At 63.1% G+C, this 17,789-nt stretch carries 20 protein-coding genes and 2 tRNA genes; 9 read left to right on the top strand and 13 right to left on the bottom strand.

What is annotated here, in order from left to right:
* Positions 1-138: 138 nt before the first annotated feature.
* From Q4G24_RS06385 to Q4G24_RS06375, 3 genes are read left to right on the top strand one after another with little or no spacing between them, the layout of a single operon-like run.
* Entirely contained in the window at positions 139-582 is a 444-nt protein-coding gene (locus Q4G24_RS06385; protein WP_303365677.1) for a PaaI family thioesterase, read from the top strand.
* Positions 582-1,097, top strand: coding sequence for a PaaI family thioesterase (locus Q4G24_RS06380; RefSeq protein WP_303365676.1), 516 nt, complete (start codon positions 582-584; stop codon positions 1,095-1,097). The genes Q4G24_RS06385 and Q4G24_RS06380 overlap by 1 nt, the downstream gene beginning before the upstream one ends.
* Positions 1,098-1,109: 12 nt before the next feature.
* Complete coding sequence (locus Q4G24_RS06375) at positions 1,110-2,411, top strand: MATE family efflux transporter (protein WP_303365675.1); 1,302 nt, start codon at positions 1,110-1,112, stop codon at positions 2,409-2,411.
* A gap of 20 nt (positions 2,412-2,431) precedes the next feature.
* Here Q4G24_RS06375 and Q4G24_RS06370 read toward each other — a convergent pair whose 3' ends face one another.
* Positions 2,432-2,746, bottom strand: coding sequence for a DUF1476 domain-containing protein (locus tag Q4G24_RS06370; protein ID WP_303365674.1), 315 nt, complete (start codon positions 2,744-2,746; stop codon positions 2,432-2,434).
* A gap of 161 nt (positions 2,747-2,907) precedes the next feature.
* Here Q4G24_RS06370 and purC point away from each other — a divergent pair, with 161 nt between their 5' ends.
* Together purC and purS are read left to right on the top strand one after the other, a co-directional pair.
* Complete coding sequence (gene purC, locus Q4G24_RS06365; protein WP_303365673.1) at positions 2,908-3,672, top strand: phosphoribosylaminoimidazolesuccinocarboxamide synthase; 765 nt, start codon at positions 2,908-2,910, stop codon at positions 3,670-3,672.
* Between the two features lie 11 nt (positions 3,673-3,683).
* The gene (gene purS / locus Q4G24_RS06360; protein ID WP_303365672.1) at positions 3,684-3,923 is read left to right on the top strand and encodes a phosphoribosylformylglycinamidine synthase subunit PurS; all 240 of its coding nucleotides are present in this window, start codon (positions 3,684-3,686) and stop codon (positions 3,921-3,923) included.
* Between the two features lie 7 nt (positions 3,924-3,930).
* On the opposite strand, the gene Q4G24_RS06355 is transcribed toward purS, so the two are convergent.
* Both Q4G24_RS06355 and Q4G24_RS06350 read right to left on the bottom strand, forming a co-directional pair.
* Complete coding sequence (locus Q4G24_RS06355; RefSeq protein WP_303365671.1) at positions 3,931-4,125, bottom strand: hypothetical protein; 195 nt, start codon at positions 4,123-4,125, stop codon at positions 3,931-3,933.
* Between the two features lie 120 nt (positions 4,126-4,245).
* Positions 4,246-5,421 carry a deoxyguanosinetriphosphate triphosphohydrolase gene (locus Q4G24_RS06350; protein ID WP_303365670.1) on the bottom strand — a complete coding sequence of 392 codons (1,176 nt, stop codon included), beginning with the start codon at positions 5,419-5,421 and terminating at the stop codon, positions 4,246-4,248.
* 68 nt (positions 5,422-5,489) lie between these two features.
* Between Q4G24_RS06350 and Q4G24_RS06345 the strand changes: the two genes are divergently transcribed.
* Positions 5,490-5,828, top strand: a complete 339-nt coding sequence (locus Q4G24_RS06345) for an iron-sulfur cluster assembly accessory protein (RefSeq protein ID WP_303365669.1) — start codon at positions 5,490-5,492, stop codon at positions 5,826-5,828.
* 54 nt (positions 5,829-5,882) lie between these two features.
* Here the strand turns inward: Q4G24_RS06345 and Q4G24_RS06340 are convergent, their stop codons facing one another.
* The 10 genes from Q4G24_RS06340 to Q4G24_RS06295 all read right to left on the bottom strand — a co-directional run bounded on the left by Q4G24_RS06340 (position 5,883) and on the right by Q4G24_RS06295 (position 13,692).
* Positions 5,883-6,347: an HIRAN domain-containing protein gene (locus tag Q4G24_RS06340; RefSeq protein WP_303365668.1), complete on the bottom strand. Its 465-nt coding sequence runs from the start codon at positions 6,345-6,347 to the stop codon at positions 5,883-5,885.
* Positions 6,348-6,415: 68 nt separating this feature from the next.
* A tRNA-Gly gene (locus tag Q4G24_RS06335) sits at positions 6,416-6,490 on the bottom strand.
* 83 nt (positions 6,491-6,573) lie between these two features.
* A complete protein-coding gene (locus Q4G24_RS06330) occupies positions 6,574-7,911 on the bottom strand; it encodes an esterase-like activity of phytase family protein (protein WP_303365667.1) in 1,338 nt (445 codons plus the stop codon).
* Positions 7,912-7,982: 71 nt separating this feature from the next.
* Positions 7,983-8,057 (bottom strand) — tRNA-Gly (locus Q4G24_RS06325).
* 76 nt (positions 8,058-8,133) lie between these two features.
* Positions 8,134-8,877, bottom strand: a complete 744-nt coding sequence (locus tag Q4G24_RS06320) for an SDR family oxidoreductase (RefSeq protein ID WP_303365666.1) — start codon at positions 8,875-8,877, stop codon at positions 8,134-8,136.
* A gap of 66 nt (positions 8,878-8,943) precedes the next feature.
* Positions 8,944-9,810 carry a YgcG family protein gene (locus tag Q4G24_RS06315; protein ID WP_303365665.1) on the bottom strand — a complete coding sequence of 289 codons (867 nt, stop codon included), beginning with the start codon at positions 9,808-9,810 and terminating at the stop codon, positions 8,944-8,946.
* A complete protein-coding gene (gene ppk2 / locus Q4G24_RS06310) occupies positions 9,807-10,688 on the bottom strand; it encodes a polyphosphate kinase 2 (RefSeq protein WP_303365664.1) in 882 nt (293 codons plus the stop codon). Before ppk2 ends, Q4G24_RS06315 begins: the two co-directional genes overlap by 4 nt.
* The gene (gene metA, locus Q4G24_RS06305) at positions 10,685-11,611 is read right to left on the bottom strand and encodes a homoserine O-succinyltransferase (protein ID WP_303365663.1); all 927 of its coding nucleotides are present in this window, start codon (positions 11,609-11,611) and stop codon (positions 10,685-10,687) included. The genes ppk2 and metA overlap by 4 nt, the downstream gene beginning before the upstream one ends.
* Positions 11,611-12,474, bottom strand: a complete 864-nt coding sequence (locus Q4G24_RS06300; RefSeq protein WP_303365662.1) for an ATPase — start codon at positions 12,472-12,474, stop codon at positions 11,611-11,613. Before Q4G24_RS06300 ends, metA begins: the two co-directional genes overlap by 1 nt.
* A 105-nt stretch (positions 12,475-12,579) precedes the next feature.
* Complete coding sequence (locus Q4G24_RS06295) at positions 12,580-13,692, bottom strand: OmpP1/FadL family transporter (RefSeq protein WP_303365661.1); 1,113 nt, start codon at positions 13,690-13,692, stop codon at positions 12,580-12,582.
* A gap of 192 nt (positions 13,693-13,884) precedes the next feature.
* Between Q4G24_RS06295 and Q4G24_RS06290 the strand changes: the two genes are divergently transcribed.
* The 3 genes from Q4G24_RS06290 to Q4G24_RS06280 all read left to right on the top strand — a co-directional run bounded on the left by Q4G24_RS06290 (position 13,885) and on the right by Q4G24_RS06280 (position 17,786).
* Entirely contained in the window at positions 13,885-14,871 is a 987-nt protein-coding gene (locus tag Q4G24_RS06290) for a tellurium resistance protein (protein ID WP_303365660.1), read from the top strand.
* A 72-nt stretch (positions 14,872-14,943) separates the two neighbouring features.
* A complete protein-coding gene (gene guaB / locus Q4G24_RS06285) occupies positions 14,944-16,395 on the top strand; it encodes an IMP dehydrogenase (RefSeq protein ID WP_303365659.1) in 1,452 nt (483 codons plus the stop codon).
* 260 nt (positions 16,396-16,655) lie between these two features.
* Complete coding sequence (locus Q4G24_RS06280) at positions 16,656-17,786, top strand: isochorismate synthase MenF (protein WP_303365658.1); 1,131 nt, start codon at positions 16,656-16,658, stop codon at positions 17,784-17,786.
* Positions 17,787-17,789: the final 3 nt, after the last annotated feature.

Below are 17,789 nucleotides of genomic sequence, written 5' to 3'. Positions count from 1 at the left end.
ATTATGCGCAACCGGGGCGGGACTGTGCAACCCCTTGAGTGCCATTATGGTTGACGTAAGGTTAGCTGTTGTAAGGTGACTTGCCCGTATTCGCAGCTTGCGGCACAGTTGGCGGATGTTTTTATTGTAAGGCCCACAATGACCGACCTGCCCGCCGACCCGACCGAGCGCGCCCGAATCATCGCCCGGAACCTGATCGACATGCTGCCTCATGCTACCGCGCTGGGGCTGCATCTGGAGGAGGTGGACGAAGGCGCGGCATCAATCTCGATGCCTTGGCGGGCCGATCTGGTGGGTGATCCACAGACTGGGGTGATCCATGGCGGCGCGGTTTCGGCGCTGATGGATACTTGTTGCGGGGCGGCGGTGCTGGGGCATCCACAGGTGCCGGGACCGGTGGCGACCATTGACCTGCGCATCGACTATATGCGGGCGGCCAAGCCGGGACAGCGGATCATTGCGCGGGCGGAATGTTACCATCTGACGCGATCCGTGGCCTTTGTCCGCGCCCATGCCTATGACGAGGACGGTACCCGTCCGGTGGCGACGGCAACCGGCACCTTTACCACGGGGGCGGCGTGATGGCGGATCGGAACGAGCCTTTGGCGCAGGTCAAAAGCCGCCGCGATTCGGCGTTGGCGGTGCTGGCCGGTACCATGCCCTATGCCAATTGGCTGGGGATCCAGTTTGAACGCCGTGGCGATGAGCTGACCGGCATCCTGCCCTTTGATGGCAAGCTGATCGGCAACCCGGTGCTGCCGGCGATCCATGGCGGGGTGACGGCGGCCTTTCTGGAAACCACGGCGGTGATCGAACTGGCCTGGACGGCAATGTGGGATGATCTGGAGGCGGGGCGCGTCACGCCCGAACTTGGCAATCCGGCCAGCCTGCCGCGCCTGCCCAAGACAATCAGCTTTACCATCGACTATCTGCGCTCGGGCCTGCCGCGGGACGCCTATGCGCGGGCGCGGGTGGTGCGGTCGGGGCGACGTTATGCCACGGTGCAGGTCGAGGCGTGGCAGGACAACCGCGCCCGGCTGTTCGCGCAGGCGACCGGGCATTTCCTGATGCCGCAAAGCCGCGGAGCCGGTGCCTGAGGTGGTGCTGATATGGGTGTGCTGACCAATCGCCGGGTACTGGCGATTGCGCTGCCGATTGTGCTGTCGAACATTACCGTGCCGCTGCTGGGGCTGGTCGATACCGGGGTGATCGGCCAGCTTGGTCAGCCCGCGCCGATTGGTGCGGTGGGGATTGGCGCGGTGATTCTGGCCTCGGCCTATTGGATTTTTGGCTTTCTGCGCATGGGAACGACCGGGCTGGTGGCGCAGGCGCATGGTGCGGGCGACCGCACGGCGGCGGGGGCGCATTTGCTGCGGGCGCTGGCGATTGCGGGCGGCGCGGGGCTGCTGTTCATCCTGCTGCAAGCGCCGCTGTTTTGGGCTGCCTTTCGTCTCGCTCCGGCCAGTGCGCAGGTCGAGGCGCTAGCGCGTGATTATCTGGCCATTCGTATCTGGGGCGCACCGGCGGCAATTGCGGTCTTTGCGCTGACCGGCTGGATGATTGCGACCGAACGGACCCGCGCCGTCCTTGCTCTGCAATTGCTGATGAACGGCACCAATATCGCGCTGGATTTATGGTTCGTTCTGGGGCTTGGCTGGGGCGTGCAAGGCGTGGCCGCCGCCAGCCTGATGGCGGAATATCTTGGCGCAGGCTTTGGCCTGTATCTGGCCCGTGACACCATCCGCGCGGCGCTGGGTCAGCCGCTGTGGTCCGCGCCCGAACTGCGCCGCCTGTCCAGCGTGAACGGGAATATCCTGATCCGCTCGGTGCTGCTGCAAGCCAGCTTTACCAGCTTTCTGTTTCTGGCGGCGGGGCAGGGCGATGTGACATTGGCGGCCAATCAGGTCTTGCTGCAATTTCTGACCATTGCTGCCTATGCGCTGGACGGCTTTGCCTTTGCCGCCGAATCGCTGGTCGGGCAAGCGATTGGCGCAGGCCGGCCGGGGCAGGTGCGTCAGGCATCGCGGTTGACCGCGCAATGGGGCGTCGCGGGGGCGGTGCTGATGGCGCTGGTTTTTGCGCTCGCGGGCGGCACGATCATCGACGCGCTGACCACCGCGCCCGAGGTCCGGGCCGAATCGCGTCATTACCTGCCATGGCTGGTGGTGCTGCCCCTGGTCAGTGTCGCCAGCTATATGTTCGACGGTATTTTTATCGGTGCCACGCTGACCCGGGAAATGCGCCAGACCATGACGATTTCCGCCGCGCTTTATGTGATGGCGCTGGTGATTTTTCTGCCGATTTGGGGCAATCACGGCCTTTGGGCAGCGCTGGTGGTGCTGAACGCGGCACGGGGGCTGACCATGTGGCCGCATTACAAAAAGGCCGAGGCAGCAGCCGCCCCGGCCTGATTCTTGCGGTAAAGAAAGCCTCAGGCTTCTTCAGCGACTTGCTGGCGGGCCACGCCCAGCAGTTCAGCCATCTTGGCGCGGATCATCGCCTCATCGGCCTTGCCTTGCAGATCGGCGGAAACCTTGCGGAACACATCTTCTTCGCCCGGCTCTTCCATGTCGGATGCCACCACGCTCATCGCATATTCGCGGGCGGCATCGCCGCTTTTGCCCAGAATACCGGCGGCCCATTCGCCCAGCAGGCGGTTGCGGCGTGCCTCGGCCTTGAAGCGCAGGGTCTCATCATGGGCGAACTTGGATTCATAGCCCTTTTCGCGGTCGTCGAATGTGGTCATGGGTGCCTCCTCATGGTGGGTTGTCATGGGTATGCCCGATCCGGGCGCACCATCGCAAGCCGGAACATCAAGGCCAACCCGCCGCCACCCCATTGCCGCAGCCCGCGCCGTGGCTTATAGCCAGAGAAACAGGGATTTGACCGGCAAAGCGAGGGGCAGCCATGGCGGCACGGCGCAAGAAAATCTACGAAGGCAAGGCAAAGATCCTTTATGAAGGCCCCGAGCCGGGAACGCTGGTCCAGTATTTCAAGGACGACGCCACCGCTTTCAACGCACAGAAAAAGGCCGTGATTGAGGGCAAGGGCGTGCTGAACAACCGCCTGTCCGAGTTCTTCATGCAAGGGCTGACCAATATCGGCGTGCCGAACCACTTTATCCGCCGCATCAACATGCGTGAGCAGTTGATCCGTCAGGTCGAGATTATCCCGCTTGAGGTCATCGTGCGCAACTTTGCCGCTGGCTCCATCGCCAAGCGGCTGGGCATCGAGGAAGGCACTCCGCTGCCGCGCCCGATCGTTGAATACTCCTTCAAGAACGACGAATTGGGCGATCCGTTCGTGTCCGAGGAATATATCATCGCGTTTGGCTGGGCCGCACAGCAGGATCTGGACGACATCGTAAGCCTTGCACTGCGGGTCAATGATTTCCTGTCGGGCGTGTTCTATGCCGTGGGGATCAAGCTGATCGATTTTAAGATCGAGATTGGCCGGGTGTGGGATAATGACTTCATGCGCCTGATCGTGGCCGATGAGATCAGCCCCGATTCCTGCCGCCTGTGGGATGTGAAAACCGGGCAAAAGCTGGATAAGGACGTGTTCCGCCGCGACCTTGGCAACCTGACCGATGCCTATACCGAGGTTGCCCGCAGGTTGGGCCTGATGCCCGCCAATGCGACCCCGATCACCAAGCCGACATTGATTAACTGAAAGGACGACCGATGAAAGCGCGTGTCACCATCATGCTGAAAGACGGCGTTCTGGACCCGCAGGGCGAGGCGATCCGCCACGCCCTTGGCGGGCTTGGCTTTGCCGGGGTTGGCGGCGTCCGTCAGGGCAAGGTGATTGAACTGGACCTGAGCGCCACCGACAAGGCTGCCGCCGAAGCCGAGGTCGGCCAGATGTGCGAAAAGCTGCTGGCCAATACGGTGATCGAGAAATACCGCGTCGAGATTCTTTGAGGCGCGATCACCTGACCGTCCCGCAGGCGCGGCGCTGTTCAAGCGCCGCGTTTGGTTTTTGTGTTTGGTGGCGGCTTCGATGCTGCAATAGTTCTCGCTGCTGCCGGGTAAAGAGTGCTGACACCTCAGCCAGCGTCGAAAATATGGCATCGACATAGGCTACGTTGGTGAAAATATCGCGGGCGCGAACAACCTCATTCATGCTGAACCTGTTGCCCCGGCGCAGAGCCTTGTGCCGGGACGCCGGGATGCCGCACTGACAAGCCCCATGCAGAACGGTCATTTTTCTTGGGTGTTCTCAGCGTGACCGGGCAGTTTGATCCTAGCCGAACAACCGCTGATATTCGGCCATCGCGTAACGGTCAGTCATACCCGCGACATAATCCAACACCAGTCGGGCGCGGGTGGTTTCGTCCGTGCAGCGCAGGGTCTCGGCCTGCCAATGGGCGGGTAAAAGGGCGGGGTCATGCATGAAGGCCGGGAACATCGCCTGCAACATCCGGGTGACGGCCCGGCGTTCCTCGACCACGGAAGGCGCGCGATACATGCGCTGGAACAGAAAGCGTTTGACCGCTTTCAGGTTCTGATACAGCGGCTTGGAAAAGCGGATGATCGGGCCGTCGCTGTTGCGGATGTCATCGACATGGGCGGGTTTCAGCGCCGCCAGCCGGTTCTGCGCCACGGCGATCACATCTTCGACCATGATGCCAAAGACCCGGCGCAGGGCCTCATGCCGGCGACGCATCGGGTCAAGGCCGGGGTGCAGGCGGTCCACCTCGGCAAAGGCGGGGCCAGCGATGGGCAGGTCCATCAGGTCGGCTTCGGTGAACAGGCCCGAGCGCAGCCCATCATGCAGATCATGGTGATTATAGGCGATGTCATCGGCCACGGCGGCCACCTGCGCCTCGGCGCTGGCATAGGTGGTCAGTTCCAGATCCCATGCGGCGTTCACCTCGGCCAGCGCATAGGGCAGGGAGGCGGCACCACCCGCAGGGCCTGGTCCGACAACCGGGCCATTATGCTTGGCGATGCCTTCGAGGCTTTCCCATGTCAGGTTCAGCCCGTCAAAACCGGCGTAATGGCGTTCCAGCCGGGTTACGATCCGCAGCGCCTGCGCATTATGGTCAAAGCCGCCATAGGGGGCCATCAACTCGGCCAGCGCGTCCTCGCCGGTATGGCCGAAGGGCGGGTGGCCAAGGTCATGGGCCAGTGCCACGGTCTCGGCCAGATCGGTGTTCAGATCCAGCGCCCCGGCGATGGTGCGGGCGACCTGAGCGACCTCGATCGTGTGGGTCAGACGGGTGCGGAAATAGTCGCCGCGGTAGTCCTGACCCTCGCGTTCCACAAAAACCTGCGTCTTGTGTTTCAGCCGCCGGAAGGCGCTGGAATGAATGATACGATCGCGGTCGCGCTGCCATGGGCTGCGAAAGGTCGAGAGGGCCTCGGGGTAAAGGCGGCCACGGCTTTGCGTGGGCTGGCAGGCATAGGGCGCGGTCATCAGGGTTCCTTGCGGCAGAGCTGAACCGACCCTATATTCCAAGCCTGTAAGGACAACGGGAACAGCCCATGAACCTGGAACTGAATCTGCCGCCCAAGGTTACACCGCGCGCTTTCGCCCGGCTGGCCGAGATCAACGAAGGCACGGATGCGCCGCGCCCCTTGCGGGTTGCCGTGGCAGGCGGAGGCTGTTCGGGGTTTCAATACGACATTCGGCTGGATGATGCCGCCAGCGACGATCTGGTGCTGGAAGGCGAGGGGCAGCGCGTGCTGGTCGATCCGGTGTCGCTGCCGTTTCTGGCCGGGGCGACGATTGATTTTGAAGATGAGCTGATCGGGGCGCGTTTCGTGATCGACAATCCAAATGCCACCAGCTCTTGCGGCTGTGGCACAAGTTTCTCGATTTAAGAGTCTTTGTTCAGAGGGGCTTGCGCCCCTCTGGTGCCTCCGGCGGGGATATTTTCAGACAAAAGATGCGGCCGAATATGATGCGGCCGAATATTCGGTCGCCAGCAGCCGCAGGACCGGCTCTCCTTCGTCCCAGTCGGTTGCAAAGAAATCCGTCCGGTCATTGGTCGTGCCAATAACCTCGGCCATGGCCAGATGACCTTCGTCCATTGCGGCGGCAATATCGGGATTGGCGGCGCGGGGGATATAGCCCAGCTTGCTGCCGTCGGGACCGATGACGGCGACGGCATTGCGGTCATAGGGGTTGTCGGCCTCGCGCCGCAATTCCACGCGGCTGCCTTTGGTCAGCACATTCGCCGCCAATGCCTGATCCAACCCATGATAGCCGCCGCCCGCGATGGCGAAATCCAGCACATGAACGTAATTCGGCGCGGGGGCGGGCAGAGCCGCCAGCGGACGCGCCATCACCCCGCCAAGAGTGGCGAGAACAGAGGCGTTGAACTGGCGGCGGGACAGCATGTGCGAGGGCCTTTATATAAAAAAACCGCCTAAAATGGTGGCTGGTTAATGTCGTGGAAGATTTCCGATGGAGCGGGCGATGAGATTCGAACTCACGACCCTAACCTTGGCAAGGTTATGCTCTACCCCTGAGCTACGCCCGCACTCCGTTTCGGTGCGGGGTAATTAGCGCCGGTTGCGGTGGGGTGCAAGGGGGGCAGCGCGTTTTTTCGCGCCGCCCTTTGGGTTATTTTGCCGCCAGCAGTTCTGGCACATCCAGCAGGATAAATTCGTTATTGGCGGCCTTGCCAAGCTCGCGCCCGCCGGAAAACGGCAGGTTGTTGTCATTGGCGACCATGATCTGCGTGTCGTTGACCGCCATCACGTCCTCGATGGTGAAGAAGGGGAAGGTGAATGGCCCGTCACCCGTGCGAGAGGTTTCCAGACGTGCCTTGCCGTCCGGGTCGGTAATCTTCATCAGGTCGATGTCCCCGATGCGGCGCATGAAGCCATCGGCGTCACGGTCGGCGGTATCGACCAGAACGATGCGTTTGTGCAGCGCCGGAACCGGATAGCAACCCTGCGCCGGTTCGCCCTCGCAGCGCAGACTGGGATCGCCTTCGCCGTTGTCACGCTCGATCACCAGGGCGCGGGTCTCGTCGATAAAGTTGAAATCACCGATTGCCGTTGCGCCTTCGGCCAGACGGAAGCGGGCCGTGTCGCCCGTCCATTCGCCCTTGGCCGGGTCAAAGATCAGCACACGCAGGAAATCACCCTCGGGCTGGCCGTCCTGATCCAGCAGCGGTTTTTCGAGCATTGCCCACAACAGGTTGGTGCCGGGTTGCAGGGCCATGCCTTCGTAGCCGCCCGAACGCTGACTTTGGAAATCAACGCCAGCAGCGGCGGGGACACGCAGGGCCGGGTGATCGGGGCTGCGCAGCGGTTGGCCGTCGAGCAGCGTTGGGTAAACCTCAATGATGCGGCCAGACAGGTCGGCGCGGATCAGCCACGGGCCGAACTCGTCGCTGATCCAGACTTCGCCGTTCAGCACCTGAATGCTCTCCGGGTCGAAATCCGCGCCGGTCAGGTAACGCGAATCACTGCCTTCATAGGCGATGCGAAACGGCACTTTATGGTCAGGGTCGTGCAGGAAGACGGTTTCATTGATCGCCACGGTGCCAGCGTCGAAATCGGGTGTCAGCCGGTTGAACATCAACAGCGCGTCAGGGCTGTTCACGCGCGACCCGAAACCGTTGTCGATCAGCGCATAAACGGAACCATCCTCGGCCCGGTTCATGGCAAAGCCAGACAAGCCCTGAAACGGCTGACCCAGAAACGGCAGGCTGATGCCGGTCGGGTGGCTGCCATAGGCCGCGCCGGTGTCGCCGGGCTTGCTCATTGGCCGGCGATTCGGGGCCTCGCCCGTAAATTTGCCCGAAACCCACGCATCGCGGGGCGCGTCGGCGGGCGGGGCAACCATCGTCATGGCCGGGATATAGGCGTGGCCCGCCAGCTTGGCGGGGTAGGTTTCCTGCGCCATCGCAGGGCTGGCGAGCAGGGCAGCGGTCAAAAGCAGCTTACGCATCATCATTCCATCAGTTGCTGATGGCGGCTTTATGCGCGGCTTGCGTGACGCTGTTATGACGGCTGAACCGATGGAGCGGGCGATGAGATTCGAACTCACGACCCTAACCTTGGCAAGGTTATGCTCTACCCCTGAGCTACGCCCGCACTCCGTTTCGGTTCGGGGGATGTAGGCCGGGACGCGGACGGGCGCAAGAGGAAAAATGCACCCGCCCGGATTTTTTCAGCGCATCCGCAGCGCGCCGTCCAGACGGATGGTTTCGCCGTTCAGATAGCCGCTTTCGACGATAAAGGCGGCGGTGCGGGCATATTCGTCGGGATCGCCAAGGCGCTTGGGGAAGGTGACTTCGGCGGCCAGCCCGTCCTGCACCTCTTGCGGCAGGCCGCGCAGCATCGGGGTGCCGAAAATCCCCGGCGCAATCGCCATGATGCGGATGCCCTGCCGGGCCAGATCGCGGGCGATGGGCAGGGTCATGCCTGCGATGGCGGCCTTGGATGCGGCATAGGCGGCTTGCCCGGCCTGACCGTCAAAGGCCGCGATGCTGGCCGTGTTCACGATAACGCCATTTTCCGGGCGGCCGTTTTGGGCCATCTCGGCGGCGGCAAGACGCAGCACGTTGAATGTGCCGATCAGGTTGATCTCGATGGTGCGGCGAAAGCGGGCCAGATCATGTGGCCCGTCGCGGCCAATGGTCTTTTCGCCGGTTGCGATGCCGGCGCAGTTCACGCAGATGTCGATGCCGCCCATGGTTTCGACCGCTGCCGCAATGGCTGCTGCCACGCTGGTTTCGTCGGTGACATCGGTGCGCTGAAAACCCGCACCAATGCTGGCGGCGTATTCCGCGCCGGTTTCGGCCATGTCCAGAATCGTCACCTGTGCACCGCGCTGTGCGAAATGTGCTGCCGTGGCCGCGCCAAGACCTGATGCGCCGCCGGTGATGATGGCGCGGCTGCCCTGAAGTTCCATGAGACCCCCTCCCGATCTGAATTGAACGGTTGTTAGATTAACCGCCGCGCCGGGATGGGGCAAGCCTTACCAGCGGCCCGAGGCCCCGCCGCCGCCCGAATGTCCGCCGCCGAAGCCGCCCGAGCGTCCGCCGCTTGAGCGCGGACCTTCCGAGCGGCTGAACCCCGAGACCGGCACTGGAATCATAGTGCCTTGATCGTGCCAGCCGCAATCGGGGCAGGTGTGGCGGGTCTGGACCATCCGTGTCGGGCTGCCGCCGGGCAGGGTTTGGGTGGCGTAATCATCATGTCGTTGCAGCTTGCGGCTGCCGCATTGCGGACAGGCGCACCGCCCGTGCCGGCGCAGGGCATTGCGGCCAAGATGCAGGGCAAAGGCTGCGAAAAACGTGCCGAAAATGCCAATCGGCAGCCAGTCCTGCCAGCGCCGGGCCGCAGTCGGGGTGCGGCCCTCGGCCTGTGGGCGGGCGATCTGGTCAATCACCGCCAGCGTTCCGGCCTGTATTCCGTCAGACATGCGGCCCTGACGAAAGGCGGGCAGCATGTCGCGGCTGATGATCTGTGCCGCCACCTGATCGGCGCGGGTAGGATAGCCTGCACCAAGCTCGATCCGGGTCTCGCGGTCGTCGCGCAGGATCAGCACCATGAATCCATCGTTGCGGTCGCGGTCGCCCACGCCCCAATGATTGAACAACCGCGTTGCGAAATCCTCCAGCGTTGCGTCGCCATAACCCGCGCGGCTGTCCAATGTCACCACGGTGCCTTCCACGCCGGTGTCATCATGCAGCGCGATCAGTGCCTGATCCAGAATCCGCGTTGTGTCCTCGCTCAGCAGGCCCGCAAAGTCGTTGATGCTGGTGTGCAGCCAGTCGGGCAGGCCCTGCTGCGCAAGCGCGGGCAGGGGCAGCAGCACTGCAAGAACCAGCGCCCGGATCATCGCAGCAGCATTTCCGGCCCGCCCGCGATCAGCGGATCGACGGTGCCGATGGCGTCTGCGTCCTTGCCCGCGTAATCAACCGCGTTCAGGATGGTTTGAATGGCCGCGATCCGCGCCCGTTTCTTGTCGTCCGAGCGGATCACCACCCAAGGCGCAACCGGCGTATGCGACAGCGACAGGGTTTCGCGGATGGCAGCGGTGTAATCGTCCCATTTCGCCAGCCCGTCCACGTCGATGCTGGACAGTTTCCATTGCTTCAGCGGGTCTTTCTCGCGGTCCAGAAAGCGGCGAAGCTGTTCGGCGCGGCCCACGTTCAGCCACAGCTTGACCAGCGTTACACCATCATTAACCAGCAATTCCTCGTATTTCGGAAGCTGGCGGAAGAAATGCTCGCGCTGGTCGTCGGTGGCAAAGCCAAAGACTTTTTCCACCACGCTCCGGTTATACCAACTGCGGTCGAACAGGGCGATTTCGCCGCTGGCGGGCAGCCAGTCGGTGTAACGCTGGAAATACCATTGCGAGGCTTCGCGTTCCGTCGGTTTGGGCAGCGCGGCGATATAGGCGGAACGCGGGTTCAGGTTCTCGCGCACGCGTTCGATCGTGCCACCCTTGCCGGCGGCGTCGCGGCCCTCGAACAGCACCGCCACGCGCTTGCCGCTGTGGATCACGTCGTACATCATCTTGACCAACTCGCGCTGAAGCCGGTCCATGTGGGCGTTATAGTCCTTACCGGACATTTCCGCGTCATAGGGAAAGGCAGGGTCCAGAATATCATCCTTGCCCGCGGTCTTGATCACTTTGCGGATCTCTTTCGGGGCCTGCTTTTCCAGATATTCTGTGATCTTGCCGACCAGCGGCATGGTTGGGGCTTTGCTCATGTCCGGTTCCCGATATTGTTCAGATCAAAGGGCGTGGTCTGGTAAATCTCATTCACCCAATTGCCGTAAAGCAGATGTGCATGGCTGCGCCAGCGGTTGCTTGGCGGGCGGGTCGGGTCATCATCCGGGTAATAGTTCCGCGGCAAGGCAATCGGTTTGCCCGCCGCCACGTCGCGGTCATATTCCTCTTTCAAGGTGCCGCTGTCATATTCCAGATGGTTATAGATATACAGCGCCCGGTGGTCCGCGTCCTGCACCAGACAGGGGCCGACCTCATCGCTGGCCAGCAGGGTTTTCAGCCCGGCAGCGTCCAGTTCGTCCTGGCGCATTTCAGTCCAGCGGCTGACAGGAACCAGCACATCATCGGAAAAACCGCGCAAAAACGGGCTGGCCGGTGCAAGGTTCTGATGCCGGAAGCAGCCGAATGCCTTATCCGTCAGCAGGTGCTTGCCGACGCCGTGGAAATGGCTGGCCATGGCCATGCCGCCCCAGCAGACGCCAAAGGTCGAATGGACATGGCTTTGCGTCCAGTCGAACACCCGGCGCAATTCGTCCCAATAGGTCACATCCTGATAGGGCAGGGTTTCGACCGGGGCGCCGGTGATAATCAGCCCGTCAAAGCGTTCGCCGCTGGCCTGAACCTCGGCAAAGGTGCGGTAAAAGCTGGCCAGATGGTCAGCGGCGGTGTTGCGGCTTTCGTGATCGGACATGCGGATCAGGTGAAAGTCGATCTGCAAGGGGGTGGCGCCAATCAGCCGGGCGAACTGGTTTTCCGTCTGGATCTTCTTGGGCATCAGGTTCAGCAGGCCGATGCGCAGCGGACGGATGTCCTGAGTCGCCGCACGCCCCGGCGACATGACCATCACCCCTTCTTGCGACAGGATGTCAAAGGCGGGCAGGTCTTCGGGCAGCGTAATCGGCATCAGTCGGTCTTTCGGTCAATAGCGGCGGCAATCAGATCGGTGAAATCGGCAGGTGTCCTGACCTGCGCGACCTCATTCGCGGTGACGGTTACGCCGCGCCGGGCCATGGCGGCGTAGCGCGGCTGGCGATGCGCCAGCGCGCGGGAATAGGTCCATCGGATGAAATCGTCCGGGTCCACCTGATCTTCACGCAGGCCCCGCTCGACCCGATAGGCGACCCATGCTTTTTCCAGAAATTGCGGCTGGTAATACATTGGCTTGGGGGCGCGGTCGAAACGGCGGATCAGCTCGGCGGTGTGTTCGTCGCTGCCCTTGATCCAGACCATCAGCAATTCGCGCTCCAATCGGGTCAGCACCGGATCGTCGTTGGCTTCGGGGTCCACCACCTCGCAGATCGAGCCGCCCGAATCGCAGACGAAATGCGGGATGCGGTAAATGTCGCGGGCGCGGTGGATGAAATGCGGCGTATCCAGCAGCGCCGCAATTTCCGCCGCGCGATGCTGGTTCTGGCGCTGGACATATTCGTCATAGGCCAGCCCGCCGCGCGTCTCGGAACCGGGCTTGCCCAGATAGGTGGACAGCGGCGCGAGGTTGTCAAAGGTGATATTGCTGGCGATATAGACGGAATCGGACAGCAGAAGTTCCCGCAGCAACGGCACCTGCATCGCGTGGCGCTTGAACTCATCCGCAATCAGCTCGCCCATATAGCGGGTGCCGATGCGGTAATCGACGCTGTAATGGAACCAGTCGCCGGTGCCGCGCAGCATGTTCGACAGATAGGTTTTCCCAAGGCCCGACATGCCGAATAACAGCACGCGCTTTTGGCTTGCCGCCTGCCAGTCCTTGCCGCTGCGATAGATCATGCGCCCTCCGGGGTTTCGGTTGCCCCGATGTAATCCCTGCGGCGGGCAGAAAAAAGGCCCCCGTTTCAGGGGGCCTTTCAAGTGGTTGGGTCAGAAGTGGTCAGGTCAGAAGCTGTAACCGACCTTCAGCCCTGCCGCCCAAGCGTCGTTACCGCGCATTTCGGCGACCGGCTGTGCGGTCGTGGCCCAGGCATTGCCCAGTTTCATGTAGCGCAGGCCGGCCGTGACCTTGATGTTGTCCTGCGTATAGATCGCGGCGACGCCGATACCCTTATAGCCGTTGGTGGGGGCAAGGGGCGAAACCTCATCCCCGCCGCCGGATTTTTCATAGGTTGCAAAAACGCTGCCCGACCAGTTTTCGGTGAACTTGCGGCCAACACCCAAGGTCAGTGTGGTCGAGTTCGACAGGTCGGTCAGGTTGCTGCCGCTGGTCGCGGCGTTGAAGAAGGTCGGCTGGGTTTTCATCTGGGTCCAGTGTTCCCAGCGCAGGCTGCCGAACACCAGCGTATCGGCGGCAACGCCGGTCTGGAAATCCAGCGTCACGGCCTCGGGCGTGGTGACTTTGGTGTCGCCAGCGGCCATGACATTGGTGCCCATGCGTTCCACGGTGGGGAACTCATGCGTGGTTTTGGACTGATAGGTCAGCGCGACGCGCAGCGCTATCTCGGGGCGTTCATAGGCACCGCCGATCAGATAGCCAAAGCCCCAGTCGGAATCCAGCGTGGCATTGTAGCCGGAAAGCTGACCATAGCCCAAACCGGCCAGCGTTACCGAAGCATCGGCCTTACTGGCGCGAAAGCCACCGTGCATCGACCAGTTGTCATCAAACTTGTAACGGCCAAGAAAGGTAAACCCCTGAGAGTTCACCTCGGCCTGGGTGCCGCCAAGCACGGTGGCCGCCGGATTGCCGTCATAGGCAATGTCTGCGCCATAGGCGTTGTCATAGGTGAAGGCCAACGAAACCTTGTCGTTCACATCGGTTTTATAGGCCAACCCCGGCAGGGTATGATCGGCTGCCACATTGCTGATCGGCCCGGTTTGCGCATTGCCGGTCACATCCGGCATGACCTTGCCATAGGACAGCTCGACATAATTGGCCGATTTCTCGAACAGAATCCCGATGGACTGATCCGAGCGGCTGAGGCCCCCGGCCAGTGCCGGGGCGGCGGTGGTCAGCAGCAGTGCTGCGGTGCAAAGCGATTTTTGTGTGGTGTTCATGGTTCCCTCCCTAACTCCCGTTTGAACGAGATTGCCCCAAGCGTTAGTCGCTTCGGATTAAGAATCAATGAACAGAACGTCGTGACGTGGCGTTCTGTCGCGGTTGTCGCCTTGGCGTGACGTGTTTGCAACGGCTGGTCTGTTGCCGCGTGGTTTGTCATATTCAGGCGATGCAATAGAAAAGGCCAGACCATGCGCCAGCCCCTGCCACGTTTCAAAGCCCCCCGCACCGCGCCCGCTGGACGCTTCCGCCGTGTGCCGCCCGCGATTTTTCCGCCGCTTCTGGGGCTGATGGCGCTGGCGCTGGCCTGGCGCGAAGGGTTGGCCAATTTCGCGCTGCCCCCGGCACTGGCCGAGTTCGGCGCAGGCATGGCGCTGGCCTTGTTCGCGGCGGCGTTTTCCTATGCGGCCAAGCTGGTCCGTCGCCCCTCGGTGCTGACCGAGGAGCTGGAGATTCTGCCGGGGCGCGCCGGGGTCGCGGCCTCGGTCCTGTGCATCTATCTGGCCGCTGCGCTGCTGGCCCCCTACGCACCGGGGCTGGCACGGGCGCTGTTGCTGGCGGGGCTGGCGGCGCATGTCGGCTTTCTGGTGGTTCTGATCCGGGTGATGCTGACCGGCCCGGCTGAGCGGCGGCGGGTGACGCCGGTCTGGCACCTGTCCTTTGTCGGGTTCATCGTCGCGGCGCGGGTGGCGCAGGATTTCGGCTGGCAGGGGTTGGCGGTGGCGCTGTTCTGGCCAAGCCTTTTGACTGCGTTGCTGATCTGGATTGTCAGCGCCCTGCAATTGCGGACCGAAACCGTGCCGCCGCCGCTGCGCCCGCTGCTGATGATCCACCTTGCGCCGGTTGCGGTGCTGGGCGGCGTTGCATTGCGGCTGGGTTATCCCGGCGCGGCCTTGGCAGGCTGGCTGGCGCTGGCCGGGGTGCTGGTCGCGCTGGCCGGGTTGCGCTGGTTGGTGGCGGGGGGCTTTTCGGCGCTCTGGGGCGCGTTTACCTTTCCGCTGGCGGCCGTGGCGTTGTTTTGGGGCGGGCTGGCCGCGCAGGGTGGTGAAACGCAACGTCTGCTGGCCGGGGTGCTGCTGATCGCGGCCACGCTGGTGATTCTGCCGGTGTTTTTCCAGATCTGGAAAACATGGGCGAATGGCCAGCTTGCCACCCGCAGCAATGCCGCGATTGCGTGACAGCTCTGGACAAAGCCTGCAACCCGTGAAAAGGGGAACTGCCAAACGATCCACGCATACGGAGTTCCCCCCATGCAGATTCGTGAGGCTCTGACCTTCGACGATGTTCTTCTGGTTCCCGGCGCATCCTCGGTGATGCCCTCGACGGCGGATGTGACCACATGGGTCACGCGCTCGATCCGGCTGAACATCCCGCTTTTGTCCAGCGCGATGGATACCGTCACCGAAAGCCGCATGGCTATCGCTATGGCGCAAGCGGGCGGCATGGGGGTAATTCACCGCAACCTGACCACCGAGCAGCAGGCCGATGAAGTCCGCCGCGTCAAGCGATTCGAATCGGGGATCGTCTATAACCCGATCACCCTGCGCGCCGATCAGACGCTGGCCGATGCCAAGGCCCTGCAAGAGCGTTACAACGTCACTGGATTTCCGGTCGTGGACGAGCAAAACCGCGTGGTCGGCATCGTCACCAACCGCGACATGCGTTTCGCCAGCGACGACCGCACCCCGGTCAAGGCGATGATGACAGCCGAAAATCTGGCGATCCTGCGTGAGCCTGCCGACCGTGAACAAGCGATCAGCCTGATGAAAGCCCGGCGCATCGAAAAGCTGCTGGTGACAGATGCGCAGGGCCAGTTGACCGGCCTGCTGACGCTGAAAGATACCGAAAAATCGGTGCTGAACCCCTTGGCCTGCAAGGATGATCTGGGGCGGCTGCGGGTGGCGGCGGCCTCGACCGTCGGGGATGAAGGGTTCGAGCGCAGCCTCGCGTTGGTTGAGGCTGGCGTGGATATGGTGGTGATCGACACCGCGCATGGCCATTCCGAGGGCGTGGCCCGCGCTGCGGCGCGGCTGAAGGCTGCAATCGGGGATCGGGCGCAGCTTTGCGTCGGCAATATCGCCACCGCCGAAGGGGCGCGGGCGCTGGTCGATTCCGGGGCTGATGCGGTCAAGGTCGGGATCGGGCCGGGGTCGATCTGCACCACGCGCATCGTGGCAGGCGTCGGCGTGCCGCAATTGACGGCGATCATTGACGCGGTTTCAGGCGCGGGTGAGGTGCCGGTGATTGCAGATGGCGGCATCAAATATTCGGGCGATTTCGCCAAGGCCATTGCGGCGGGTGCCGCCTGTGCCATGGTTGGCAGCGCCATCGCCGGGACCGATGAAAGCCCCGGTGAGGTGATTCTGTATCAGGGCCGCAGCTTCAAATCCTATCGTGGCATGGGCAGCCTTGGCGCGATGGCGCGGGGCAGTGCCGACCGCTATTTCCAGAAAGACGCGGCCAGCGACAAGCTGGTGCCAGAGGGGATCGAGGGGCAGGTGCCCTATAAAGGCCCCGCCGGAACGGTCATTCACCAGCTTGTCGGCGGGTTGCGCGCCGCCATGGGCTATACCGGCAACGCCACCATTGCCGATATGCGTCAGGGCTGCCAATTCGTCCGCATTACTGGCGCAGGCTTGAAAGAAAGCCACGTCCACGATGTTCAGATCACGCGGGAAAGCCCGAACTATCGCTTGGGGTAAATCGCGGGCATCAGCTTTTGGCGCGTCCCGGATCGCTTGAGGGCCGAGGCGCTGCTGAGATGCAAAGGCGGTTGTGCATAAGCTGCCCGCAGGTTGCAGACGGGGCAGGGCTGCCACCTGTTCATTTGAACCGTTTGCCGTATTGCCGGGGCGAGGATCTGTCGGGGCGAATCGGCGGTTGACTCGCCGCCCGGCTGCCGGGATACAGACGGCGGCAGCTTATGGCCTTTGTGCCTGCAACCTCACGAATGATTTCTCTGATGCTCTGCCGGTTTTCTGGCGAGGAAGGTTGTATGGACGGCGAGAATTGTCCTGAAAGCAGATGTTTTTCCTTTTCCGGCCCTGCTGGTCAGATATCGGGTCAGCATGGGCGGTTGCTGGCGCGTGGCATCGGGGCCGATCTGGCGGCGCGTCTGGCCGGGGTCTCGGGGCTGATCGGCGGGGCGCTGCCGTTTGACCGGCAGGGGCAGGATTATCTTTGGCGGGCCGAGCGTGGCTCGACCGTTGCTGCGCCCGTCTTGCCCGATCTGCATGTCCGTGCCGTTCAGGCCGAACCCGCGCCGCAGGTCTATGCGGCGTCTGTCGCGCAGGCGCTGGATGAACTTGGGGATGATCTGCGCAAGGTGGTTCTGGCGCGGACGCTGGCGGTGGTGGCGGATCGGCCCTTGCCGCAGGACGCGATTTTCGGGCGGCTGGCGCAGGATGCGACGGTGACGGCGTTCCGCGTGGCGCTGCCCGGAACGCAACGGGCGCTGATCGGGGCAAGCCCGGAATTGCTGGTCAGCAAGGCGGGGGGGCAGATCACCTCGCACCCGCTGGCGGGGTCGGCGCGGCGGCCGGCGGATGCGGGCGCGGACCGGGCGGCGCGCGACGGGCTGGCGGGATCCGACAAGGACCGGCGCGAACATGCGATTGTCGTGGAATATATCCTCGACACGCTGACGCCCTATTGCCGCGATCTTGCCTGCCCCGAAGGCACGACGATCGCCTCGACCCGCAGCATGTGGCACCTTGGCACCCGGATCACGGGGGCCTTGCGCGATGCGGATATGCCCTCGGTCCTGCTGGCGTCGGTGCTGCATCCGACGCCAGCGGTTTGCGGGGTGCCGTGTGACCGGGCGGCGGCGCTGATCGGGCAACTGGAGCCGGTGGAGCGCGGCTTTTACGCAGGCGCGGTCGGCTGGTGCGATCTGGACCGGCAAGGCGATGGCGCGTGGTATGTCGCGATCCGCTGCGCCGATATTTGCGGGACGCAGGCGCGGCTTTATGCCGGCGCGGGCATCGTGCCGGGGTCCGATCCGGTGGGCGAAACCGCCGAAACCGGCGCTAAGTTCGGCGCCATGTTGCAGGTGCTTGGCCTGCCTGCTGACGCTGCATTGAAGGAAGACTGACCC

It is taken from the genome of Paracoccus sp. (in: a-proteobacteria) (genome assembly GCF_030538695.1).
Taxonomy (GTDB): Bacteria; Pseudomonadota; Alphaproteobacteria; order Rhodobacterales; family Rhodobacteraceae; genus Paracoccus.
This window is presented reverse-complemented; position numbering and strand designations above follow the sequence as displayed.